This window comes from Chitinophaga varians (assembly GCF_014529945.1).
GTDB lineage: Bacteria > Bacteroidota > Bacteroidia > Chitinophagales > Chitinophagaceae > Chitinophaga > Chitinophaga varians.
Genome location: NZ_JACVFB010000003.1, coordinates 138,832 through 163,273 on the forward strand (window position 1 = coordinate 138,832; position 24,442 = coordinate 163,273).

A 24,442-nucleotide genomic window follows, 5' to 3' on the forward strand; every position below is an offset into this window, starting at 1 on the left:
TCGGCTATTTTCATTTTTTCGCTAACTCAATGACATACAACCGGCCCGAGGCCGTAATGGCATATATCTTATTGTCTTCCATGACCGGCGCCGTGGCGAAAGGTTCCAGTTCATATAATTTATTCATAACGGCCACGGTGGTAGAAAACAGTGCCGGGTCTGCACCGGCGGCCAGATGCCGGAAGCGAATGCGGCCGGTACTATCCAGGTGCTGCGCCGCCAGTTGTTTCCGGCCGGGCGTATCAAATGAGTCTATTTGTTGCGGGTTGTTTGTATTCATCAGAAAAAGCCGCCCGGTGAAATCACCATAGCATAGCGCTGCACCAGACAACGCTGGTGCGCTGAAAACGTAACCACCACCTTTGTGGCGATGCAGCTCTTTTCCCGTGGCCGCATCCAGGTCCACCATCAGGTAACTATCGGATGTGCCCACATATACGTGCCCGTTAGCCACCGTGGCAGCGCCCACGATCCAGGCATCACCGGCGCTGTATTCCCACTGCTTGTTGCCGGTGCGGATATCCAGTGCATACAACCGGGCATCTCTTGCACCGATATATACCGTATTGCCGGCCACTACCGGCGCCGCCTGTATGCCTTCCAGTACATGGTGGTACTTCAGATCTTCCTGTGTTTTGAACTTCCAGCGTAATTTACCGGTAGCTGCATCCAACGCATATACGTAGGTGTCCCAGCTGCCTGCCAGCACCATGCCTTGCGCACAGGCAGCGCCGCCGTGTACCGGCCCGTTGGTTTTGAACTTCCAGCGCAGCTGTCCGTTATGCTTATCAAGGGCATAGATACAGCTGTCGCTACTGCCGAAGTAAACGGACGTCGCGTCCGTAGCAGGGGAAGACAAATAGAGATCATACTGGTCTTCCATGTACATCGTATCTGGTTGCATGGTCCACAGCCCTTTGGCGCCGATCATGCGTTCACCGCCGGTACGGAATTTCCAGCGCTGTTTGCCATTACGGGCGTCAAAAGCGTAATAGTGGCCATCATAACTACCGGCAAAGACGGTATTACCTGATACGGTCAGACTGGTGGCTATCCCTTTTTTCGCCGCAGCGGTCCACTGCAGGGCACCTGTTTTCTTATTAACTGCATGCAGACGTCCGTTCATACCGGCTATCAGGATAGATTCACCAAAGACGGCAGGTGTGGCAAACACCTTATCATCTACCTTAAAAAGCTGACGGAAAGCACCAAATTGATGTTGGGCAAGCATGACATGACTAGCCATCATAAGCAGAAAAACCGTTAAACAATATTTCATGAGGTTGTAGGTTATGTATATAAAACTGCGTTTAGTACAGTAATCGGCACTTAAAATAATAAAATCCGTCAATTAAAGGCTTATCGTTAAGTTTGAAGCACAACAAACCATGCTTCATATGCCACATTTCGTGATAGAATGTTCCAAAAATATACTGGACATGCAACCAGCGGAAGTTATCATGGACACCGTTTACCAGGCAGCTGAATCAACGGGCCTTTTTGCTGAAAATGATATTAAGGTACGGTTACAGCCGTACGAACTTTACAAGCTGGGAACAGGTAAAAATAGTTTTCTGCACATCTTCGGCAGTATTATGGGCGGGCGCACCACAGCAGAACAGGCCACCCTTTCCCAAACAATCACCCGGCAACTGGCACCGTTGCTACCCGATGTTTCATTCCTGTCTGTTAGCATCGACGAGTTTGAGCGGGCCACTTACAGCAACAGGTCCCTCGTTGATCCGCGCAACACCACCGGCGACCGGTTTTTCCAGCCATAAATAAAGGCCGGCTAAACAGCCGGCCTTGTTCATTTTTCCTTCTAGTTATTCGTATCCCACCAGACACGATCGTTTATGGTTGCCTTTTGATCTGGTTGCGGATTCGTTAGTTCTTCCACTGCCGGATAAGGCCATCTTCTCGGAATACCTTTCGCCGTAGTGCCAATATAAGGCTTCAGCTGCGGGTAGCCGGTACGACGCCAGTCGTTGTATGCTTCCGGCGACAGGAAATTAGCTATATACTTTTCAGTGATAATTTGCTGTACCGCGTTGTCAGCCGCTAGTGCCGGCCGCGCGTTGATGTATGCTGTCTGCGCTGCAGGCTCTACGCCCAACATCGACATATGTGCGGCAATAGCCTCCCGGTATATCGGTTCCGCTGCAGCAGCGCCCTGTTTGATGAAGGTGGCTTCTGCTTTCAGGAACAAGGCTTCGCTATACGTTATCAGAAACAGCCTGGCGGTAGCGCCGGCATAAAAACTGTTGATCGTCGACAAGCTATTCAGATCAGACGCCGGAGCATCGTTCACATTACGACCTACGTACTCACCTTTGTTGTTTTTGGTGGCGATGATCGGCAACCTGGGGTCCTGGCGGACCTTCAGGGAATCGACAAATGACTGTCCCAATACTACGCCTCCCGAAGCTGGCCTGATAATGGCATACCATGGATTTGACGTATTGCCCGTACCCGGATAGGCAACAGCCGCATTGTCCGCATTACCGCCAAAACCTTTTGCCAGGGCGGCGAGTGCATTGTCCGCCTGTTGGCCGGCGGTATGACCAGGGGCTTTCGTCAGCCGCAGATAATAGCGGGCTTTGAGCGTGTACACCAACTTCCTCCACTGTGCCATATCGCCCTGGTAAATGAAGTCGTCCTCTCCCGGAGCGATCTTGCTGGCCGGCTGGTCCATGTAATACAATGCGCTGTCGAGCAGCTGCTGGATAACATTGTATATCGATTCCTGGCTGTCATACTTCGGTCTGGTCACCTGCGGCATTTTGAATGCCTCGGAATACGGAATATTGTTCCACAAATCGGTGGTAATGGCCAGGTTATAGGCAAACAGGGTTTTACCGATAGCCACGTATTGGTAATGCTTCGCAGCGGTCGCCTGATTGTTCATCACCTGCAGGTTCTGAAATATGGTCGTGTACAAGGCACCACCCCATGCACTGTTTGCATCCACACTGGTCATAAAATAAGATTCCAGATTGGGTGATTGCTGGTTTAGCGACAAGTGCTGCATCCAGTAAGAGACAACATTCGTATTGGAGTTGCTGGCGCCGCCCATCACCTGGCTGGCCGTGGCTACTTCCACCGGAGACAACATCAACGCTTCACTTACTTTCAGCGGATTATTAGGATCATCGTTAATATCCAGGAATTTTTTACACCCGGTAGTCAGGAGCACTGCACAACCCATAAAGGCGAGTGTTCTAATTATTCTCATGTAGTTAGCTTTAAATAGTCATTAAAAGGATACTTTCAGGCCCACCACCACACTGCGGTTGGAAGGCACGTTGAAGTTGGAGAAACCCTGACCGTTGCCGGCGCCGTCGAGGCTCACTTCCGGATCAGAACCGGTATAGTTTTTATGCAGAATGAAGTTGGTACCGGTAACGGATAACACCAGTGAACGGAACCCTTTGTTTTTCAGCAACGAAGCCGCCAGATCATAGCTCAGGGCCACCTGACGCAGCTTCAGGAAAGAACCATCTTCTACACTGCTTTCGCTCACTTTGGAGTATGAATTCCTGTAGTACGTTTCATCCAGCTTAATGGCAATATCATTCGGCTTACCGTCAGCTTGTTTTACGCCTGGTAACACAACGGTTTCACCTCTGTTCTCCGTCGCTTTAGCGGTACCATAAAAATAGAGATACGAGTTGTCGAGATTGATCACATCACCACCATGACGGTGGTCCAGTACGAAGGAGAAAGTAAGCCCTTTATAATTCAGCGAGCTGGAAATACCGCCCAGCCATTTCGGCGTGGCATTACCAATAGGCCCCATATCGGTGCTGATAATAGGATAACCATTATCATCGATGATCAGCTGGTGGTTGTCATTACGCAGGTAGTAATTGCCGTAGATCACACCATAAGGCTGGTTGGCATAGGCAAAGATGCCCGGGCTGTTGAAGCCGGCAAACTGAATATAGTTCACCCCATCGGCCAGGCTAAGCACTTTGTTGGTAATTTTTGTATAGTTGACGTTGACGTTCCAGGTGAGGTTGGCGGTCTTAATGGGTGTAACGCCCAGCGTTACTTCCACCCCTTTGTTCTGCATAGAACCAGCATTCAGGGAAGCGCCGGTGAAACCGGTGGCAGGCGAAACGGGAGAACCAGGTGTCAACAGGTCAGTGCTCTTTTTATCGAAGTAAGATACTTCCAGAGAGGCCCTGTTACGGAAAAATTTAGTCTCCAACCCCACTTCAAATTCTTTCAGCTTTTCGTTGCGCAGCGGGAAGCCATAGGTGCTGGTCAGCGTATAGCCGTTCTGTCCGAAGAAAGGGAAGTTGGCACCCGGAGAAGCCCTGAAATAGGGATTACTGAGGGCATAAGGACCAACGTTATCATTACCTACTGCGGAATAAGATACTCTTACTTTACCGAAATTAAACACAGGGTTGTCTGCCATCTTCAGCGGCTCGGTAAACACAAAACCTACGCTGGCAGACCCATAAGGATAAAACTGGTTGTCTTTGGATAGTACAGAGCTACCATCATAACGACCGGTAAGCGCGAGGGTCAGCATACGTTTGTACTCCAGATTGGCCTGCGCATAGAAGCCTACTTTGCGTGTACGATAGTAGTTATAGTTGGAAGTAACCTCTGCAAAGTTGGTGATGTTGTACAGCTTTTCTACAGAGATGCCCACACCCTGCACATAGTTGTTGTCGTTATAGTTCACCAGAATGTTGTTACCGATCAACAGGCTACCGAACAGGTCATTGCCAAATTCCTTTTTGGCTTCCAGCATCAGGTCGTGGTTAAACTGCTGACTCTTGATGTCACGTTTGTACATCTGGCCGTTCACAGGCGTGCTGCCGTTGTTGCCCCATCCGATGGCGCCGGGCGCTTCGTGATAATCGGTGGTGGACACATACATGTCTGCGCCTACACGTTCGGTGACAGTAAGCCATGACAGCGGCGTGTAGCTGAGGGTAACGACAGGGATGATGCGATTGTTACGATCGCGCAGGCCGGTGTTGTCCAGTATCCAGTAAGGGTTATTGCGGGAGCCACGGTATAAACGCTGCGAACCGTCTTCATTCACCGTGGGAAAAGGGTCCCAGGAAATAGGGGCGCCGTATACGGTCCACAAAGGATTCACGAAGTTGTTTCCTTCCAGATAACGATGGTTGTCCGACTGGATGTAGTTGAATTGGGTAGACAGCTGCAGGTTGTCCAGCAGTTTAACGCCATATTTTACAAACAATGAATGCCGGCTGTAATCCGTGTTGGGTATGGTTCCGTTGGTCTTCAGGTAAGAATAGGACACCATATAGTTGGAGCGGTCCGTATAGCCGGAAACGTTAATATTATTATCGGTGGTATGACCGGTTTTGAAAAACTCTTTCGCGGGGTTATGCTTTTTTACCGGCACCCCGTTTACTTTCAGGGTATCGATGGCTGGCCCCCAGGAGGAAGAGTTCTGAACGCCGGCGTTACCATCATCGTATTTACCATGATTACCCTGTGCGTATTTATCCTGAAACTTCGGCAGAATAGGATTCTGGAAGGAATAGCTGCTGCTGAAAGTCAGATTGGGTTTTCCCTGTTTCCCTTTTCCGCTGCCATTTTTGGTAGTGATCAGCACAGCGCCCCTCGCGGCGGCAGAACCATACAACGCTGTGGCAGCAGCGCCTTTCAGCACTGTCATACTTTCAATGATGTTAGGATCGATATCACCGCCACGGTTCACGGTACCCCCGGAATACATAGATCCGTTGGGGTTACCAGCCTCGCTATTGTCCATGGGCACACCGTCGATCACAAACAACGCCTGGTTGTTGCCTACCAGGGAAGTAGCGCCACGGATCACGATTCTGGCGGAGCTGCCCGGCACACCGCTGGAGCTGGTGACCTGCACCCCGGACACTTTACCGGCAAGTGCGCTCACCACGTTATCCTGTTTGGCGTCTACCAGCGCTGCGCCTTTTACTTCTTCAACGCTATAGGTAAGCATGCGTTTGTCGCGTTTAATACCTAACGCAGTCACCAGTACTTCATTGATCTGGCGCGAGTTTTCATCCAGTGTGATATTGATCACTGCGTTTTTTTCTACTTTGATTTCTGTGGTGTTGTAACCAATAGCTGTTACCAGCAGCACATCCCCTTCTTTGGCAGCGATGCGGAAGGTACCGTCACCGATAGCGGCGGCGCCGGTATTAGCGCCTTTAACGCGGACAGAAGCCCCCGGCACCGGCGCACCATCCTTACTGGTAATTTTACCCGATATAAACGGGGTCTGCGCATAGGCAACGGATAGCGCTAATAGCAGCATGACTGCTATCAAAAATTGTCTTTTCATAAGTGTTACATTGATAGAATGATCAGCCGGCCATATGCCAGCCGGTGCTTGTGAGCGATTTCATTAAGACAGCGATAGATCTGTTTTTTGTATACGTGAATTACCGGGCGCGCTGTCATTAACAGCGCACCTCTGTTGTGTTCTTTTAAAGCGATCAAAAAATTACCGGTGCAGCGTTCCACTGCCACCTGTTGTGGTTGATATCCTCTCGGCGCAATAACTATATTTTTCAGTCTCCTGATAATGGGTTGAAATTAGGTCACATCGGGATAGGTGATTACATTATATTTAACCACTTCTTTACTAAAATTAACAGGGCTAACTTATCTACATCAACAACAAAGATCGTCAAAACACAATACAGAAAAGGATTACAGGAAACAAACAAGTAAATTAACTATTCTAGCTACAGCAAAATAAGATAACATCTGATAAAAAAAAACGATTATATCATTACCCCGGGCTAAAGCCCGGGGCAAGATGTAGTTAAAGTTCATTGATAGCAGCGTACTGCAAATACCGCGGCGGGAACATCGGCAGAAGGATGTTCTACTTCTATTGTTATTTGATCTGTAGTGAATGGCTGTGGCAACTGTAGCCGGTTATGTGTCTCATAGTTGCCGGTTACTTCGGCCAATATACGCCCGGTGGCATCTTTTATCCGGTAGTTGCGCACGCAGAAAGGCATCACTGTCTCCGGATGTGTCATCAGCACCGACTCCATCGGATGATCATAATCTGCGTCAAAGAAAAGGTCCATATGCCCGATGGTGACGGGAGCGTTCCAACGGAGCGTCAAATGCGGCGCAGGGTCGGCCCAGTCGGCCACCCAGGCATTGGGACCATTGACCGGCCTGTCGGTCCCGTTACGGATATGCGCCGCCTGAAACAACGCAATACCGGTTTCATATCTGAGATCGATGTTATGGCCTTCCGGACGCCGCTGCGGGCACCAGAATTCAAACGCTTCCATGCCAATATCTTCAGGCGGCGTTTGTTTACCATAGTTGGAAACCGCTTTGTTCACCGTATTAAAAACGGATAACACGCCGGTGAGCCGCTTATGGGTACGATGCAGCTGTACCAACGGATTTTTCTGAAAGATGACAAACGCATAGGCATCCTCTTCCAGCACAGTGCTGAAGGAAAGTGGTACACAGTTCCTCCCCGGATGCAGTGCCACGATTTGTTTTTCCAGCGTAACATCCGGCGTATGATTGCCGCTTCTGCTGCTGATGCGCAACTCCACCTCCAGCGAGGTATTTTCAGCAGCGTCTGCATGAAACACCATCGGACCGATGCCACCTTTGGGCAAAGGCAGTAGCTGCGCTACGGATAACTGCAACGGCTGTGTGAAAGTGGCTCCCGGAAAACCGGTAAATACGAGTTCACTGGAAGCTGTAATGGTAGCGGATTGTACCAGATCGTCCCTATCCTGTAACCTAAGCCCGGGTATATGCTGACCGGTTTGCTGCAATCTCTTTTGCAGCACAGGCACCAGCCCCTGATGAAAAACATCCGCAGGCAATACCTGTTGTTCTTTACAGATAGCCGCTGCCACTGCTGCGGCCTGCGTGGCATAAGCCGCCGTAGCCATCACACGGGTGGAGGCAAAAGCCACATGGGAAGCACTGATGATACGGCCGCCGAGAAACAGGTTACGGATATTGCGGCTATAGAGACTGCGGTAAGGTATCTGATAAATGCCTTTGCTATGCCATTGATTACAGCCGGGTTTCTCACTGAAAACACCATCCGCCGGATGCAGGTCTACCGACCAGCCACCGAAGGCCACAGCATCAGCATGCGCGCGCTGTTCGATGATATCCTGTTGTATCATCATATAGTCCCCTTCAAAGCGACGGCTCTCCCTTTTGCCTGGTATCATGCCCACCCATTCCAGGGTGAGGGTTTCTGCTTCCGGGAAATTGCCTGAGTTCTTGATATAATCCCATACGCCATATACTACCTTCCACAGTTCCCATTTTATTTTCTCCGTGTCGTGCACGGTGTCCAGCCGTCCGCCATATTCTATCCACCACAGTTTACACCCGAAATCACCGGCGTTAAAAGATTTGAATCTGGGAATGGCGGTGATATCTTTCAGCGCAAAAGCAGGCGGGGTGTACTGTACCGGTCGACCCGTATCTTTACTATAGAAGTAAAGGGAATGTCCCAGCAATTCGCCATATTCAACGGAAGGGGCGAACTTCTCCCCAAACTCTTCCCGGCTCTCTGCACCCATGCGGAAAGCGGCGCCGGCGAGGAAGCCTACCACGCCATCGCCGGAAGCGTCGCAAAACAAAGGAGCTGTTAACGTATAGGTGGTTTGGTTCTGGCTGCAGAAAGCCTTCAGCGCCCCGATGGTAGCTTCGTCTTTTTTCTCCACTGCATATACGGCGGTATTCAGCAACAGGGTGATGTTAGGTTCCTGCGTTACTTTATCCAGCAGGACCATATCAAAAATAACCGGATTACCTTCCGGGTTGCGGAAAGTGTTCTCCACGAGTATTTCATTTACCAGTCCGCCTTCGCGGGCCCAGCGGTTGTTATTGCCCATATGGGAAGTGGCGCCCAATATCCATAAACGGACTTCACTGCTGGCGTTACCACCCAGTACGGGCCGGTCTTGTACCAGCACTACTTTCAGCCCCTGCCGGGCGGCGGTAACAGCGCCGCATACGCCTGACAGTCCGCCGCCAGTGATCACCAGGTCTGCGTTAATGTCCACGGTCGGGAAAGCACGGTCTCCTGTTGTTCCGGATGTAATCATGATTCTTCAGTTATAGTTTTAGTAGAGTGCAAGTCAAATTAACAAACCGTGTCCGGCAACGGCAAGCGTTACGGCCACTAAAAAAAACGGGAACATTCCCATTTGCCGGGAATGTTCCCAACAAGCTGCACCGGGGTTTCGCATCACAACAGGTGCATCACTTGCCGGGTTGTCCCCGCAATAAAATTTTGCCGATGTATACAACGTTACGGTCATACTTCTCCGGATGACGGGTAATATCTTCCAGTTGCGCAGCCCCCAGGATGGTGCGTTTGTCCGCCTTTTCGGCCAACAGGCGCAAGGTGACGGTATGTTTGCCCGGTGGCAGAATGATCATCTCATACTGCCCGCGATAACGGTTATTACAAAAATTATTGAATCGGTTGATGATAAAGCTGCCACTGCTGTCGGTTTCTTCCGCCTCGCTCAGAAAGCGCGTCCCTTTGGGACTGTGGCTGGCCAGTTTCATGCGCTGCCCGTCTACCACGGCTTCCAGTTGACCTGCTTCCGGACCACCGATATCGAAGATACCGAACATGGTGCCGGTGAAATGAAACGTGAACGAGGCTCCCGGCTGTTCTGCTGCCATCACATAAGGAAACCAGCCCTGGAACTGCTTCAGCGGCAACTGGTCGGTGGCCGTCTTTTTAAACCCGCTGCTGAAAGTGCCTATCTGTAACGGGTCGTACATGCCCGCATCTTCCCAGTTATCAGCTAACAACGGCACTGGTAACGCCAACGGCCGTACGCTCTTGGCAGCCTGTATCTTCTGCATGCCCCGCGCGATGGCCGCGGCATATAAATTACCGCCCGCCATAATGGGATGCAACCCGTCACGGGAATAGACGATCTTTCCGGGCACGTCTTCTGCGCTTTTCCATATCAGCTTTCCTGCCCGCTCCAGCATGGTGGGCTCCATGCCAAGGTGAATGGAGGGCAACGCATAATGCGCCGCCAGCTGCTCCAGTCCCTGTATATGTTCCGGTACCTGGCCCGCTGCATATGCGTTCGTGTGGCCGATATTGACTGTATAGATCAGGCAGATATCCGTCTGTGGCGATCTTTTTCTGATCTGCCGGATAATACCTTCCATACCCTCAGGCCAGGCGCCGTTTACCGCAAACTCCACGAATACCAGATCAGGGTGATATCGCATCAGCTGCTCCTGCAGGCGGCAGGCGCCGAGGTCTGTCCCTGTTCCGGAAACACCGGCGTTAATGCCTTTCATGACCGCTGCGGGGAACATGGACTGTATATATCGCGCTGTTTGCCGGCGGTAACACTGATTTCCCTGTGTGATGCTGCCACCGATGAAACCGATGGTCAGCGGTTGACCAGCTGCCGCCTTGCGAAAGAAATGCGGCAAACCACCCCGCACCGTGCATTCGTTGCCGTTATAATAACTACCTGTACCAACGAGGGGCACAGTGGTATCTCCCGGATTAAAATACAAGGGCGAAGCGCCCGCCTGGGAAGCCGCAATGAGCCGTGCCTCTTCCGCCTCTTCACGGTTCTGGGCATAGGCGGAGGCCAGCAACAACAGACTGCCGGCGAGTATCGTGCAAAAACGTTTATAGTTCATAGTGAATGGCAATTACTTGTAGCTCATAAGGTGCTATATCCAGCGGGAAAGCCTGTGTTACACCGGCAGCCCGCTCTTTACCGCCTGCATCCGTATAGGCGGCATGCTTCGGCTGTAGCACTTTACCGGATAATACCCTGTCATAGTTTACCTGCAGGGTGTCTTTCAAAGGAAGGTGACTGTTATTCAGCAACAACAGGAAAAGCTTCTTCTCCCTGCGGTTGATGGCGCAGTAGTAGTCGAGGTAGGGACTGGTGTTTTGCAGCATGTCTTCCCGCAGCAACAGGTCCGCCGCGGTGCCGTACACCCTGCCCGGTGCAAATCCGTACGTCTGATGTGGTCCTACCTTCGGGGTGATGAATCCATGCGGGAATGTCACGTTACCGGCTGAACGCAGTTGTATTTCGGACAGCAGGTAATCGGTGATCCAGCCCACCTGCCACCAGGCATGATGCGGATAAGGGCCGGCGCCTTTGTTCATGGCATCCCAGTAGTAAGAAGCTACGCTGGTGGCGCTATCCACAAACGCATCTCTGCCGAGGGCCGCAGCCCTGGCCATATTGAGAAACAGCGAATCACGGGTAAGTCCAAACATCCGGACGAACAGGCCGGCATGACTGGCCAGCGCAATCGGTCCACGGTGATTGGCCGATCCCATAATACCACCATGCTCAAAGCTTAGTCCAGCCTGGCTGATCTCCCAGTCCTCCCGCTGCCGGCCGTTTACCAGCTTCTTCTCCAAAGATGGTATCGGTTGCGTATACACGGAAGTGGTATACAATTTCGCGGTTTGAATAGCAGCCTGACGGTATCGCACGTCTTTGGTAACCTCATACAGCTCCAGTAACGCACCGGCGCTTTGACCTGTGGCAAAGTCGGGAACAAACCGCGCATCTCCGCATACGCCAAGGAAACAGCCTTTTTCGGTGGCGTTGGCAATATACCAGTCAGCCCCCTTCTTTGCTGCATACAGGTATTTTTGATCACCCAAAATCTTATATGCTATCAGCAAGCCATAAAAGGTAGGCCGCAAATCTTCCACTTCTGTAAACAAAGGCTTACCGCTGGTATGATCATACGCCACGACCCATTTACCGGCAGGTCCCATCCAGCTCATCAGCCGGTCGGCCGCCGTACGCAGCGCTCTTTGCAGCGTAGTGTCGTGAGGGTTAAAAAGTAACACGTTACCGATGTCCATCAGCATGTAATAGGTTGTACCGATCGGTTCTACATAAGGCCCCCACTCTTCGGTGAATTGCCGGCTTTTAGCCAGGTAATACTGCCCTGCCGCAGCGCCCCGGAAAAAACCCGGCTGCTGCTCCTGCTGCATCAGTTTAAAATTCCGTGCGTACGGCAGCCGGGTACGCTGCAATACACTATCCTGTGTGATATTTGCCAGCATCCACATGGCGCCATAATCTGAGTTTTTAAAGGCGTCTTTATCTGAACCATAAACACCGCCCAGGTAAGCCTGTGCGCCGATGTCCACGCCTTTATAGTTTTCCACCTTCCACAGGGAGGTGCTGTCATCCACGAGATAATGATGCATCCGGAGGATACGGCTGGTGAGGGACTGCTTTGTTTTCTTCAGCGACAAAAAATCAGGGAAGCGATAGATATCATTCACCGCGTGTTTATACACCGTGTACCAGTCGGCTGGTTGCAGGCTGTAGCGGAAAGTAAAATTCACGGTATCCCCTTTTTGCAGGTAAGATCCTTTTTCGCCCAGCACCGGATGATAAGCGGTTGGTGTCAGCGCCGCTTTACGGTTCATCAGCGAGAGGCCCAGCTGCCAGTTGCTGTTGCTGCGTTGATCTTTCTCCCACGGGTCGCGGGCGATGCCCGGCGCTGGTATCACAGCCAGCGTCAATTGCTGACGGGTTTGGATAAAAGGCGCCAGCGTGGTGGCCGTCCGCTCCCTCACAATAACCGGTTTATCAGGAATACCCTGCATATATGCATATGCCCTGATAAAATCTTTCTCAATATGATTGCTCTGAAAATAACCGGGGATGCCCGCCCATTGCAAATCCTGTTCCTCCATGGTGCTGAACGTGGGCGTAGCCATTGAATAATAACCGGTAGCTTTCGCCCGCAGGTTCATGGTCACACAGATGTCACCAGGATAGGCCGGATCGAGGCGCCAGCTGGCCGTAAGCACCGCTGTATTGTTTTCACCGGTAAACGACAACGAGCCGTCTGCTGCTTTAGTTGCAGCAGTGGGATAAAAATGCCATGCCGTGCCCGCGGTATTCATCGCCACTGGCGACAAAGCGGATTCCCACACCGGAATAATGTACCGGTATTGCGGCTCGGGGAAAATGATTTTTTTACCGGCTTTATCGTATAGGGGTAAGCGTTGGTTGCCCGGCTTTTCCGCACTGTATAGTAGTGTATATTCTCCGCTGACATGCGGTAACGACTGCCACCCCTGTTTACGCTTCACGGCTACATGCTCCAGTTGCCAACCGGCAGCCCCGTTCGTCCAGGACAGCCGAAGCGCGCTGTTGCTCATCGTTATGACAGATGACTGGCCTCTTACCGGTAGTACGCCGGCAATACAGCAGAGGATTATGAATATAATTTTTCTCATGTTAATGCATACTTTCTACCGGTTCCGGCTGGGCGGTGATTTTCGTTTTCCGTGCAGCCCTCAGCGGTATAATGGCTACGATGAGGATAGTAGTGGCAATAGCGGCTACTACGCCGGTACTTTTTTGTGAGAAGAAACACAGTCCATATAACAACAAGGCGATAAAAGCGAGCGAGAAAGCGATCACTTTCAATCCAAACTGATTTTGTTTTTGTATTTCGATAGACTCTTCCGCACTGATTTCCTGTACCTCGGCCTTGCGCTGTGCACGATGGCGTTGCAGGTGCACGTATTCATCGCTGACAGCGCCTTTACTGCGCTGGTACCACTCGTACAGCGCCAGCAGCACAAAAGGCAGTCCCACCCCCAGCAGCATCTCATTGGCCCGGCTTAATTTCATCTGCGCGGTGAGCGGTAGTATCACTTTAAACAGCAGGTTCACTGCTAAACTAACGGTGGTGATATACAGGGTAGCCTTCCCCGTTAGTCGCCTGGAAAACAACGCCCAGATGGGCGGCGCCAGCAGCGGTCCTCCCGTGATGGCGCCAATGCTCAATGTGAATTCCACGATACCGCCGATATAGGGCACTATCAGCGCAATAGCGATCATACCCAGCCCGAAGAACCAGGAAGATACCCTTGCCACGCGCATCAGTGTTTTATCGGAAGCACCGGGATTAACAGAACCTTTGTAGATATCGTTGGTAAAAACGGCGGATACCACATTCAATGCTGTATTGGCGGAAGCAGAGGTGGAAAAGTACATACCGGTGAGTATCAGTCCCATTAAACCTGCCGGCAGCACGTGCTGGCAGATCATGAGATAGGCATTCTCCGTCTCCAGGCCATGCAGCCTCGGATGGATGCTTTTGTACAACATGGGCGGCAGCATCCACAATACCGGGCTGATGATATACAGCGCGGCAAAAAGATACGCCACTTTGGAGGCGGACTTCGGCGTGTCTACACTGGTGTAGCGTTGCACAAACGTCCAGTTGCCGCCGATATAAAACACATGATACAAGGCAAACGCCAGGATGAAGCCCCACGTATATTCGCCATTGACCACACTAAAGAAACCTTCGGGAGAGAAATGCAGGAAATGCTGCACGCCACCTGCCGCATCAAAAGCCAGTGGGATAATGATCAGCACCGCTGCGGTGAGCACCACAAACTGTAGAATGTCTGTGACCATGACGGCCCACAGCCCGCCCACTGCGGTGTAAGCGATCATAAAAAGGCCCAGCACCACGGTGGAAGGCATCAGCGGCAGCCCGAGCGATGCACTCACCAGCCGGGCCACCGAATACAGCACGGAGCCTTTGATCAGCAAAGACACCAGCATAAAAATATAGATATAGGCTTTCTGTACTTTTTCGCCCAGCCGCTCGCGGATGAATTCCGCCGCCGTCAGATTACCGGTGGCTTTCCAGCGCGGCGCCAGGTACAACCCTGTCACCAGCGCACCGATGCACATGGTCCACTGTATGGTGACCGCCACCCATCCGTATTGATAGGCGATAGATCCCCACGCCACAAAAGTGCCGGCAGAAAAGAAACTCATAAAAAGAGACAGCCCGCCGATAAACCAGGGCACGGCCTCGCCGGCGGCGAAAAAAGATTTGAGGTTTCTCCCCGTTCTGGAAAAGGAAAATCCTACCAGCATGATAAACAGGGAAAAAACAACAATAACGGCGGTATCTATAGTAGCATTCATCACGGTGTAATCGTTAAGGTTAGTGCTCTGGCAATACGTTTCTCTCCGTTATAACGCACGGCAGAGGCTTCAAATACCACCCGGTACGTGCCGGGGCGGGTAAACACATACTTGTATACTTGCAGCGTGGTGCTGATATTCTTCAGTGCCACGCCCTGATCGGGCTTTACAGCAGTAGGATCAAATCCTTTGGAGATCACCCAGTCTTCGTTGTCATCCGTATTTTTACCGTTCGGCATCAATAGCTGTGCCGAGGTGATCGTCCACCCAAAGGCCGGATTGCGAAAGTCTACCGCCTTCCAGCCAGCGGTGGCCATGGTGGCCAGCGGCGTGGCTACCTTATCGGCCGATACGCTGTTGGCGTTAAATGTCCGCACTACCCAGCGGTTCTGCCCTTCGGGCTTATTGGTATCGGTATACCGGAAAGCGATATAAACCAGCGGGTGACGGGACGAATCGGCAAATTCCTTCAGACTGATCACCCCCGAAGGCGTATTGTCCTGCCCGTTAGAAAATACTGCTTTGGCCGATAAGTCCTTCCAGGTAGCAGCTTTCACGTGTTCCATATCCACGATGCCGGTAAAATCGTTGGACACCATCAGCTGCAGGTTCGGGTATATCTTGCCAAACTGCACCAGGGTACTGAAGTCGATCTGTAAATCATTATCAGCCGTGGTACGATGGCGGTATTCGTACTGCCGTCCGGGTTCGCCGGAATAAAAAGTGATATTGTCCGGATTGCCCTGAAAGGCAAATGCCACAGTATCACCGGCTTTAAAAGTAGTGCCGGCAGTCATCACCTCCAGCGTCGGCGTAGTCACCTTCTCTTTGGCACAAGCGCAAAAAGCGGTGATGATCATCAGGTATAAAAAAGGTCGCATCGTCATGTTTTTACCAGCCGGGATTTTGAGTGATAAAACGGTTGATCGTCATTTCTGTATTAGGGACGGGGAACAGCACATTCCGCGCGGTCGTGTTTTTACCCGCGCTACCGGCGTATTTCCAGGCAGCCGGCGCAGTATTATTAACCTCTGTGGCGAGCGACTGCATCTTACTAACGTACAAACCCCAACGAAGCAGGTCGTGTTTGCGCATGCCTTCAAAACAAAGTTCCCGTGCTCTTTCATCCTGTAGCCGCTGCAGAAAATCGCTGTTGCCCAGTCCTGCCGGCAGGTCTACTGTTGCATCAGGTGTATTGATGGCTTTGCCGTAACCTCTCCTCCTTACCTGATTGACCGCGCTGTATGCCGCAGCTACCGGGCCGTTCACCGCATTTTCTGCTTCTGCTTTCATCAGCAACACATCGGCATAACGTATCACCGGGAAATTGGTGGAATTATACAACCGGTTCTTAGGCACCTGCGTTTCATACTCCCGGCGCCATTTGCCGGCCGTACGATCGTATATCTGCGCAGCCGTGTAAAATGATTTGGAGACCACACCGGCAGTGGAAACATATCGGTAAGGCGCAATAGCCCAGTCACGACGCTGATCGGCCGTCTCGAAAAGATTAAACAGCCTCGCGGTAGGATGCACCGCTCCGCCGGAATAACCGATATTATCATCCGGACATTCGAGGCCATTTTCAATGCCTACACCACCGGCTATCTGCGCAGCGCCCTGCTGGTTACCATACATCCCTATCTCCCAGAGGCACTCCTGTGGCTCGTTGATATCTTTGGAATGATTAATAAAAATATTGCTGTAAGAAGGATTCAGGGAATGTTTACCTGAATTGATCACCTTATCCGCATACGCCAGTGCATCGGCATATTTCGACACATCTTTGAGGGGCTCGCCTGCCATGGTAAGATACACCCTTGCCAACATGGCCTGTACCACGGTGGTGGTTACACGCTCATTGTTCGTATAGGCACTGATATCATTCACCAATGGCTCAGCGGCTTTCATATCCGCTACAATGGCGGCATACACTTCAGCCACGGAAGCACGCGGCAGATTAGACGCCGTAGGCGAAGTGGTGGAAGCCATCTTCAATGGCACACCGCCGTAATTATCTGCCAACACGAAATAAAAATAAGCCCGCAGAAAAAGCGCCTGCCCCCTGATGACCTTCCGTTTGGTGTCATCCATTTTGGGTTTGTCCACATTTTCGAGCAGCAGGTTAGCGCGGTCAATACCCTGATAAGCTACCTCCCACAGCTTGCCTACGTCCAGCTGTCCGGCGTCAAAGTCCAGCACCCGGAGGTTGTTGACCGACACGTTCTTGTAAAAGAACTCGTCACTGATAGACAGAAAGCTGTAAAGCCCGCGGGAATACATTCTGCCATAGGTATCGATCAACCGGTTATAGACGCCGTTCAGCGCGCGGTCCAGGTCCGCTTCGGTATTGAAATAATTTTCCGGTGTCACAAAATCTTCCGGCTTGGTATCCAGAAATTTATTGCAGGCGCTGAACAGGGAACCCGCCAGCATGCAGCACATCACGATATATGTTTTGATATGAACTTTCATCTTCACAACTTTTAAGGTCATTAAAAGGTTACGTCTAATCCAAAGGTGACGGTCCGCGCTTTAGGATAGGCCGACCAGTCAAACCCGGGTGTGAGTGCGGAATTTCGCACGGATACTTCAGGATCAAGGCCGGAGTAATTCGTCCAGGTGAGCAGGTTCTGCGCAGCAGCATACACCCGCAGCGATTTTATCTTCGCTGCCTTAAGCGTTTTCGCAGGCAACGTATAGCCGAGGGCGACCGTCTTCAGCCGCAGGTAGGAACCATCTTCTATCGTGCGGGAAGAATACACCAGCGGGCCTTGTCCGCCTACCTTATACAGGCTGTTGCTCGGGTTCTCCGGCGTCCAGCGGTCGGCATAGGAAGCGAACATATTCAGGAAGTTGCGGGTCACATCACCATTCTCAAACTCAATACGGTTGGCATTGAGCAGGTCGTTACCATAACTCCATTGCAGGAAAACGTTCAGGTCAAAATTGCGATAGGTGAAATTGTTGGACAGCCCGCCAATATGCTTCGGATTGGGATTACCGATGATGGTCAGGTCGTTGTTGTCTACCTTACCATCGCCATTGATGTCCCTGAATTTAATATGACCGGGTTGAATGCTGCTGGCCGGGTTGCCATTGTTGGGCACGTCGTTTTTCAACACATAGGAGCCATCGGGCAACTTGTTGAAGTCATTGTATTGGTAGACGCCATCAAACAGAAAGCCATAGTACAGAGCGATCGGGTGACCGGGAATAGCGATATAGGGATAAGCATTGTTAAAATTGCCCCAGGTAATGCGGGAAGCGTAGCTGGGCTCGCCTTCATTGAGCTGTAATACCTTGTTGCGGTTAAAGGAAATATTAAAACCGGTGGACCAGGTAAAATTCTTTCGCTGGATATTCGTGCTATTGATCGTGATTTCCAGCCCTTCATTAGATACTTTGCCAATGTTGCGGATACCGCTGAGATAGCCCATAGAAGGCGCCAGTGTGGCATTCAGCAACAGGTCGCGCGTATTTTTTTTATAGTAGTCGGCCGACAGTGTGATCCTGTTTTTCAGGAACCCAACGTCAACGCCTATATCTGTTTGTGCGGTAGTCTCCCATTTCAGATCAGGATATCCGAGGTTGTTGGGCACAATACCCTGTACCGGTGAGTTGCCGAAAGCATAACCTGAATATGGGAACAGCTGCAGTGCCGTGAGGTAGGCGAAATCCGGCACGCGGTTGTTGCCGGTAGTCCCATACCCCACCCGTACTTTGGCGTCGGAGAGGATACGCACCTCCTTCATGAACGGCTCTTCGATGATACGCCATGCCAGCGCTCCCGAGGGGAAATATGCCCAACGGCTGTTGACAGGGAATTTGGAGGAACCATCCGTCCTGAAAGAGAGCGTGAGCAGGTAACGCGATTTATAACCATAGTTCACTCTTCCCAGAAAAGACATCAGCGTATTGGCGGAACGGGCCGTCGGCGCGGTGGTGATGATACCCTCATCGAGGCCGCTCATGCCCAGCGATTCGTTGGGCACCTGAGAAGCAGTGAAACCATAACTATAGGTCTGTGTTTTCTGCATGCTCATGCCGCCCATCACGTTCAGGTTATGATCTTTATTGAAAACACGGGCATAAGTGAGGGTATTTTCATTGAGCCAGCTATTACGCTCTGCATTGCTCACCGAGCCATTGACGCCCAGTGCGCTGCTTTTGGGATTGCCCAGCCGGGTATTGGAATTATTGAATACTTCTTTTCGTACAGCCTCTTTCGTGATACCGCCACTGATCCGCAGGGTAAAGTATTTGGCCGGCTTATATTCCAGGTAGGCATTACCGATCAGGGTATTGTTAAACGCCGGATTGTATTCGTTACGATTGGAAATAATTGGGTTCATGCGGTATTCGCTCAACGGGTCCACATCCGGGTCAAACGGTTCGTCGATCAACGAACCGCCGTTGGTGGAATCGCCGGTAACCGGTCGATAGCCCCATACGCTGTACATGAGACTGGACGTAGGTCCTGTATTGGTGGCGGAAGCGAAGGCGCCATATGTTTTGGTAGCGGTGTAGTTAAGGTTGATGCCTGCTTTTATTTTGTCGCTCACCTGCTGGTCCAGCACGATGCGACCCTGATAGCGTTTAAATCCGCTATTGATGATGATACCGTCCTGATCGAGCAGGGAGCCTGACAGGGCATATTTTGTTCTGTCATTGCCACCTCTCATGGAAAGGCTGTGGTTTTGCATGAAAGCATTCCGCAGCACCTGGTCCTGCCAGTCGATACCTTTTACATGTCGGTAGTCTTCCAGTGTTTTACCATTTTTCAGGTAGATGGGTGTGTAGAGGGTGCTGTTCTGTTCCAACTGGAATTTCACGAACTCGTACGGGTCCATCATTTGCTGTTTTTTCAGGTTCTGCTGGAATCCCATCCAGGTCTGATAAGTGATTACCGGGGCGCCTGTCTTTCCTTTTTTGGTGGTGATGAGGATAACGCCATTAGCGCCGCGGGCGCCGTAGATGGCGGTAGCCGAAGCATCTTTCAGCACTTCGATCGAGGCAATTTCTTCCGGGTTGAAGATGTTGTTGGAAGGATTCTCCATGGGGAAGCCATCTACCACATAGAGGGGAGAGTTTTCCTGTGTAACGGAGTTGTTGCCCCGAATGACGATATTGAGCGGAGCGCCCGGTTGCCCGTCGCTGGCCGATACCTGTACTCCGGCTACACGGCCGCCAAGGGCTTCCTCAAACGAAGGCACCGGTGCTTTGGCCATATCGGCCATTTTCACTTCGCCTACAGCGCCGGTGAGGTCTTTGCGTTTCACCGTGCCATAGCCGATCACCACAACATCGTTGAGCCCTTTCACAGATGGCTCCAGGGTGATGTTGTAGACGGTCCTGCCGGCAGTCAGCTTAACTTCGCGACTAACGTACCCGATATACGAATACAGGAGAATGGTACCGGGAACGGTATTCACTTTGATGTTGTAGGCGCCGTCTTCATTGGTCACGGCTGATACCTTACCGCCTTTTACGCGGACGGTTACGCCGGGCAGTGGCGTGCCGGAAGCTTCGGTGATTTTTCCCGTCACCGTCGGGGTTGGTTGCTGCGCAGTACTGTTCATCCATGTACAGATGATAAAAAACGGGAGTAGCCAATACCCCGTTAACGTGAAACTCTTTTTTTGCATTCCCCTTGCTGTTTTTTTAATGACTAGTTTTTCTGCTCCTGTCGGGAAGTGGCGCTGTGGAAATGTTCAGGTATAGCTTGCCCACTCATAAAGTTGTTGACAACTATTTTTCCATACGTGTGAATTTGTTATCCAAAGATTAAAACAAACGGGCACAGATGCTACAAAAATGGCGCGCTTTTCTATTGGGAACATTCCCAATTTATGGGAATGTTCCCAAATTTCAAGGTTATTTTGTTTCTTTGGCTTCATACAATTGTGAGCTATGAAACGACATCAGGTGACTATCGTCGACATCGCCAAAGCGCTGCAGCTTTCCAAATCCACCGTCTCCCGGGCGCTGACGGGCCATCCCAGCGTAAAAGCCGATACCCGTCAGGCGGTACTGGAACTGGCAGAGAAAATGGACTACCAGCGGAACATGCTGGCCATCAGCCTCATTACGCGGAAAACCAATACCATCGGTATTATCGTTCCTGAATTCACCAGCTCCTACTTCCCCAACGTGACCATCGGCGCGCAGGAAGTGGCCAGCAAAGCGGGATACAACACCGTCATCTGCCAGTCCAACGAAAGCTATGAAACAGAAGTGGCCAATACGAAAGTGATGCTGGCCAATCAGGTAGATGGCATCCTTGTATCGCTCAGCAAAGAGACCCGGAATTTTGACCACCTGAAGATTTTCCAGCGGAAAGGTATTCCCATTGTTTTTTTCAATCGTGTATGCGACGATATGGACGTGCCTAAAGTTATCGTGGATGATTTTGAAGGCGCTTTCAAAGCAGTGAGCCATCTGCTGGAAAGAGGCCGTAAAAGGATCGCGCACCTCTCCGGTCCCACCTCGCTGCGCATCAGCGAAAAGAGACTGAACGGCTACAAGGCAGCGCTGAAAAAATACAACGTGCCTTACGATGAAAGCCTCGTCATTCCTTACGACCTCAACACCGACATGGTACATATCTACGTGACGCATCTGCTCAGCCTCCCCAAGCCACCAGACGCTATCTTCGCCATCAGCGACCCTACGGCCATCGAAATCATCCAGGTCATCAAAAAGAAAGGGCTCAGGGTACCGGAAGATATTGCCGTGGTAGGCTTCAGCAATGACTTCGCATCGGGACTGATACATCCGTCGCTCACGACGGTAGCGCAGCCGGTAAAAGAAATCGGCCGAACGGCCGCACAGTTGCTGATAGACCAGATCAACCGGGACCTGGCTGACTGGAAGAGCATTATCCGGGTACTTAAAACCGAACTGATCGTCCGGGAGTCCAGCTGACCTTAACTCCTTTCCGTGGGAACATTCCCGCGGAAAGGGAATGTTCCCACGGAAAAAACGTCGTGTATTTTTTGCGGGTATGCGGTGAGGAAAGAATCTTTGAAGTGATATGACCTTGTCAACTGCTCACGAAAATTATTCACGTATGAAAAAGATCAGTATGTTTTTTACCCTGTTGTTTGTTGGCGCCCTGTCCCTGCATGCGCAAACCATCCCTATGCCTGTCACACCACTGAATAACGGTACCGGCTATATGGCCCATCCGGGATTTACCTGGGGCCCCGTGCCAGGCGCCGGTAGTTATGAGATCAAGGTTGTAGCTGATACCGGTTTTACCAACATCCTCACACAACGTGCAGGCCTGCCCGTTACCCGTTATGTGCCCCTGGACCCATTACCTGCCGGCAAACTTTACTGGCGGGTGAGGTCTGTCGATACCGCAGGAAACAGCAGCGGATGGTCCGCACGTTTCAGCTACACCGTGGCCACTCCCGCCAACGTATACACGGTGCCGGACAACAGTAACTATGCACAGGTGAAAGCTATACTGGATACCGCCGTCAAACATACGCCGGCCATCGTGCAGTTTGCGGCCAACGGCCATTATGCCCTGGACCCCGGTACCGCCGGCAGCTTTATGTTCACTTACACCGGTATCAACGACCTGATTATCGATGGCAACCAGGCGGCTATCACCGTGATGAACCATCCGGAAACCGGTTTTCTGAACTTCCGCAATTCCAACCGTATTACGGTGAAAGGTTTTACGGTCGACTGGGACCCGCTGCCTCACTCGCTCCTGGATGTGGTACAGGTAGATACCAGCAATCCGAATACGCTCAATATCCGCGCGAGGCTGCGTAGCGTAGCGGGACAAACGTCGCCCTACTACCCCGCCATCACCAATAATCCGTCGTTTACCACACACTGGTCATGGGCTTACCTGTTGGACCCCGCTCATCCCGGCGCCGTAAAACCCGGTATTGGCAATGCTTTCGGCCTCGTCCCCGGCGATGTTACGTATATCGCCGGTACCAATCCGGCGGAATATAATATTGTGCATCCCGGCTCCACCTCCGGCAAATATTTCGCCCCCGGCGATATCCTGACCATCCTGTGCCGCACCAACATGGGCTCCTTTATCAGCACCACCAACTGCACGGACCTCACCTTCAGCAACATCACCAACTACGCCAGCCCCATGGGCTGTTACTATGCTTTTGATGGTGGCGATATGAAAGTGCTCCATTGCCATTCTGCCTTAAAAGACAATACCCGCTTTGTATCTGCCAACGCCGACGGTGTACACTGCCGCGGCAATACCATCGGTCCATGGGTAGAAAACTCTTCCTTCACCGGCAATGGCGATGACGGCGTCGCCCTCTATAACAAAGGCATGGTGATCACCGCTAAAAACGCTGCCAACAGCCTCACCGTAAAGAGCGATTACATGAACTTCAAAACAGGTGATCGCTTCGATATCTATATTCCGAAAACAGGCAATATCATCTCCCAAAACTTCACGGTCAACAGTGTACAACCCAACACCGGGCAAGGCACCTTTACGGTACTGTTCAGCCCCGCCATCGCTGACAGCAGCTATGCGGCCATTACAGACGTAAACCTGTCCGACCAGCAACAGAACGCACAATTGTACAACAGCACACGACGCAATGAACAGTTTTATGTGTATAACAACACATTCACAGTCCGTGGCCGCGGCGTGATCCTGCGCTCCGCCAACGGAGCGGTAGACAGCAACCGCCTGTACAATTGCTCGTCTCCCGCTGTAGCACTGTATAACGAAGCCGCACAATGGCTCAACGGCCTGTACAGCAGCCGGGTAAGTATCTTACGTAACAACATCCGCGACTGCGCCTATGACAACCTCGGCATCGACGAAGGCGCTATCACCGTCAAATTCAGGAAGATCGTTTTACAGGGTAGCCGTTATATAGACGCCATCGCACCCACGCGACCGCACAATGGCATACTGATCAACAATAATAAAGTGGAAAACTTTGCCCAGCACGGCATTACACTGTTCAATGCTACCGGCAGTCAGGTAGGAAATAACATCTTCACCAGTAACGTCAGCGGATATATTCAGCCCGGCGCACATTACGGTATCTATCTTAATACAACGGACAGCTGCACCATCAGCCGGAACAACTTCACCGGAGAAACACGCCCGTTGACAGCCGTGATACAACAGACCAATTCTACTAACGTGGTGGTAATACCATGATCGGAATGCCGCAGGGAGAGCCGGCATGGCGGCGCTGACGTTTTGATCAATGCGTTTGCCCACATTTAATCCCCGGGCTCACGCCCGGGGCTACGATGTTGTTCAAACTTCCATTGGATACGTACCCCACGTAAAAGCCTGAATAAGATCTTAGTCCCGGGCGTGAGCCCGGGGTTCAAATGTGGGATGAATCCCGCGGGCCAGGTATGGAATGAATCTCCCGCATTCAAACATGGACGAATCCCCCCATCCAAATACAGCATTCAAAACATTGGGGTAT

The 24,442-nt window shown here is 51.5% G+C and carries 13 protein-coding genes; 3 read left to right on the forward strand and 10 right to left on the reverse strand.

The genetic code is table 11. From position 1 onward, the window contains the following. Positions 1 to 10: 10 nt before the first annotated feature. Positions 11 to 1,249: an outer membrane protein assembly factor BamB family protein gene (locus tag ICL55_RS15025; RefSeq protein ID WP_188098639.1), complete on the reverse strand. Its 1,239-nt coding sequence runs from the start codon at positions 1,247 to 1,249 to the stop codon at positions 11 to 13. A gap of 148 nt (positions 1,250 to 1,397) precedes the next feature. Between ICL55_RS15025 and ICL55_RS15030 the strand changes: the two genes are divergently transcribed. Beyond that, on the forward strand, positions 1,398 to 1,781 hold the full coding sequence (locus ICL55_RS15030) for a 5-carboxymethyl-2-hydroxymuconate Delta-isomerase (protein ID WP_188098640.1): 384 nt from the start codon (positions 1,398 to 1,400) through the stop codon (positions 1,779 to 1,781). Positions 1,782 to 1,822: 41 nt separating this feature from the next. Here the strand turns inward: ICL55_RS15030 and ICL55_RS15035 are convergent, their stop codons facing one another. From ICL55_RS15035 to ICL55_RS15075, 9 genes are all read right to left on the reverse strand, one after another. Beyond that, complete coding sequence (locus ICL55_RS15035; RefSeq protein WP_188098641.1) at positions 1,823 to 3,235, reverse strand: SusD/RagB family nutrient-binding outer membrane lipoprotein; 1,413 nt, start codon at positions 3,233 to 3,235, stop codon at positions 1,823 to 1,825. Between the two features lie 21 nt (positions 3,236 to 3,256). Then, on the reverse strand, positions 3,257 to 6,322 hold the full coding sequence (locus ICL55_RS15040; protein ID WP_188098642.1) for a SusC/RagA family TonB-linked outer membrane protein: 3,066 nt from the start codon (positions 6,320 to 6,322) through the stop codon (positions 3,257 to 3,259). A gap of 493 nt (positions 6,323 to 6,815) precedes the next feature. Next, the gene (locus ICL55_RS15045; RefSeq protein WP_188098643.1) at positions 6,816 to 9,095 is read right to left on the reverse strand and encodes an FAD-dependent oxidoreductase; all 2,280 of its coding nucleotides are present in this window, start codon (positions 9,093 to 9,095) and stop codon (positions 6,816 to 6,818) included. A 157-nt stretch (positions 9,096 to 9,252) separates the two neighbouring features. Continuing rightward, positions 9,253 to 10,677 carry an SGNH/GDSL hydrolase family protein gene (locus ICL55_RS15050; protein WP_188098644.1) on the reverse strand — a complete coding sequence of 475 codons (1,425 nt, stop codon included), beginning with the start codon at positions 10,675 to 10,677 and terminating at the stop codon, positions 9,253 to 9,255. Then, entirely contained in the window at positions 10,667 to 13,270 is a 2,604-nt protein-coding gene (locus ICL55_RS15055) for a glycerophosphoryl diester phosphodiesterase (protein WP_188098647.1), read from the reverse strand. The genes ICL55_RS15050 and ICL55_RS15055 overlap by 11 nt, the downstream gene beginning before the upstream one ends. 1 nt (position 13,271) lies before the next feature. Beyond that, on the reverse strand, positions 13,272 to 14,987 hold the full coding sequence (locus ICL55_RS15060) for a sodium:solute symporter family protein (protein WP_188098649.1): 1,716 nt from the start codon (positions 14,985 to 14,987) through the stop codon (positions 13,272 to 13,274). Next, positions 14,987 to 15,868: a DUF5017 domain-containing protein gene (locus ICL55_RS15065; RefSeq protein WP_188098651.1), complete on the reverse strand. Its 882-nt coding sequence runs from the start codon at positions 15,866 to 15,868 to the stop codon at positions 14,987 to 14,989. Before ICL55_RS15065 ends, ICL55_RS15060 begins: the two co-directional genes overlap by 1 nt. Before the next feature lie 10 nt (positions 15,869 to 15,878). Next, on the reverse strand, positions 15,879 to 17,462 hold the full coding sequence (locus ICL55_RS15070) for a RagB/SusD family nutrient uptake outer membrane protein (RefSeq protein ID WP_188098652.1): 1,584 nt from the start codon (positions 17,460 to 17,462) through the stop codon (positions 15,879 to 15,881). Positions 17,463 to 17,482: 20 nt separating this feature from the next. After that, positions 17,483 to 20,635, reverse strand: a complete 3,153-nt coding sequence (locus ICL55_RS15075; RefSeq protein WP_246496375.1) for a SusC/RagA family TonB-linked outer membrane protein — start codon at positions 20,633 to 20,635, stop codon at positions 17,483 to 17,485. 265 nt (positions 20,636 to 20,900) lie between these two features. Here ICL55_RS15075 and ICL55_RS15080 point away from each other — a divergent pair, with 265 nt between their 5' ends. Then, positions 20,901 to 21,914: a LacI family DNA-binding transcriptional regulator gene (locus ICL55_RS15080; RefSeq protein WP_188098654.1), complete on the forward strand. Its 1,014-nt coding sequence runs from the start codon at positions 20,901 to 20,903 to the stop codon at positions 21,912 to 21,914. 145 nt (positions 21,915 to 22,059) lie between these two features. Further along, positions 22,060 to 24,162, forward strand: a complete 2,103-nt coding sequence (locus tag ICL55_RS15085) for a right-handed parallel beta-helix repeat-containing protein (protein WP_188098656.1) — start codon at positions 22,060 to 22,062, stop codon at positions 24,160 to 24,162. Positions 24,163 to 24,442: the final 280 nt, after the last annotated feature.

What these genes read in the sequence shown, in the direction of transcription:
- ICL55_RS15050 (WP_188098644.1), bottom strand. Translation starts at nt 10,677, where the DNA reads ATGAACTATAAACGTTTTTGCACGATACTCGCCGGCAGTCTGTTGTTG.
- ICL55_RS15040 (WP_188098642.1), bottom strand. Translation starts at nt 6,322, where the DNA reads ATGAAAAGACAATTTTTGATAGCAGTCATGCTGCTATTAGCGCTATCC.
- ICL55_RS15065 (WP_188098651.1), bottom strand. Translation starts at nt 15,868, where the DNA reads ATGCGACCTTTTTTATACCTGATGATCATCACCGCTTTTTGCGCTTGT.
- ICL55_RS15055 (WP_188098647.1), bottom strand. Translation starts at nt 13,270, where the DNA reads ATGAGAAAAATTATATTCATAATCCTCTGCTGTATTGCCGGCGTACTA.
- ICL55_RS15080 (WP_188098654.1), top strand. Translation starts at nt 20,901, where the DNA reads ATGAAACGACATCAGGTGACTATCGTCGACATCGCCAAAGCGCTGCAG.
- ICL55_RS15030 (WP_188098640.1), top strand. Translation starts at nt 1,398, where the DNA reads ATGCCACATTTCGTGATAGAATGTTCCAAAAATATACTGGACATGCAA.
- ICL55_RS15075 (WP_246496375.1), bottom strand. Translation starts at nt 20,635, where the DNA reads ATGCAAAAAAAGAGTTTCACGTTAACGGGGTATTGGCTACTCCCGTTT.
- ICL55_RS15070 (WP_188098652.1), bottom strand. Translation starts at nt 17,462, where the DNA reads ATGAAAGTTCATATCAAAACATATATCGTGATGTGCTGCATGCTGGCG.
- ICL55_RS15025 (WP_188098639.1), bottom strand. Translation starts at nt 1,249, where the DNA reads ATGATGGCTAGTCATGTCATGCTTGCCCAACATCAATTTGGTGCTTTC.
- ICL55_RS15045 (WP_188098643.1), bottom strand. Translation starts at nt 9,095, where the DNA reads ATGATTACATCCGGAACAACAGGAGACCGTGCTTTCCCGACCGTGGAC.
- ICL55_RS15035 (WP_188098641.1), bottom strand. Translation starts at nt 3,235, where the DNA reads ATGAGAATAATTAGAACACTCGCCTTTATGGGTTGTGCAGTGCTCCTG.
- ICL55_RS15085 (WP_188098656.1), top strand. Translation starts at nt 22,060, where the DNA reads ATGAAAAAGATCAGTATGTTTTTTACCCTGTTGTTTGTTGGCGCCCTG.
- ICL55_RS15060 (WP_188098649.1), bottom strand. Translation starts at nt 14,987, where the DNA reads ATGAATGCTACTATAGATACCGCCGTTATTGTTGTTTTTTCCCTGTTT.